Source organism: Arthrobacter mobilis (genome assembly GCF_012395835.1).
In the GTDB taxonomy this organism is placed as follows: Bacteria; Actinomycetota; Actinomycetes; order Actinomycetales; family Micrococcaceae; genus Crystallibacter; species Crystallibacter mobilis.
In genome coordinates this window covers 1-750 of sequence record NZ_JAAZSQ010000085.1, presented here as the reverse complement: position 1 = coordinate 750, position 750 = coordinate 1, and the positions used below count along the sequence as shown (strand labels likewise).

Here is a 750-nt window from a genome sequence, read left to right as displayed (position 1 = left end):
TGTTGGCTACGACCATTATCAGAACGATAAAACCAAACCAAAGCAGCATTTCATAAAGCTTAAGACACTGAACAAGGGCGTGGAGAAAACATATTGGGGGGCTGATTTTGGTGAGTTAACCACTCGCGAGAACGTTAAGAAAGGTGATCTTGTTAAGCTGAAGAAGTTAGGACAAAAGGAGGTGAAAATCCCTGCACTTGATAAGAACGGTGTACAGCATGGCTGGAAGACTGCACACAGGAATGAGTGGCAGCTAGAGAACCTGGGGGTTAAGGGCATAGACAGAATCTCTTCATCCAGTAAAGAGCTGGTGCTGAACAGCGCGGAGATGATTAAGAAACAGCAACTCCAGATGAGAAATTTCTCGCAAATAAAACAGTCGATGATTCAAAGCGAACAGAAAGTGAAAATCGGAATTCGTTTAGGATAATTCATACTCTCCGGTAACTTATTGATTAAGATCGATTTATTTATCTTGTTAGCAGAGTTTTTGTAAAAAGTAACTAGCGGTAAAAAATTTAGTTAACTTGACTATAAAATAAGCGCATGGTGATCAATCGATCTGCTTTTTTGTTATCAAATAGCATATGTATCTAGATATAAATAAAATACAAGCACAAACAAAATGAAATGTGTCGTAAATGCGATCTAAAGATCTGCTTGTGTGGTTGAACGCAGCACATGTAGCTGATAAAGTTTTTATGAGATGTAAATTTGTCCTTTTGTTTTTTTTCTCTGATTCGGGGTCAT

At 38.0% G+C, this 750-nt stretch carries 1 pseudogene; it reads left to right on the top strand.

Going from position 1 to position 750, the window contains the following annotated elements:
- Positions 1–430, top strand: a pseudogene (locus HGG74_RS20970) (spore coat protein CotH); the annotation flags it as partial.
- Positions 431–750 lie beyond the last annotated feature (320 nt).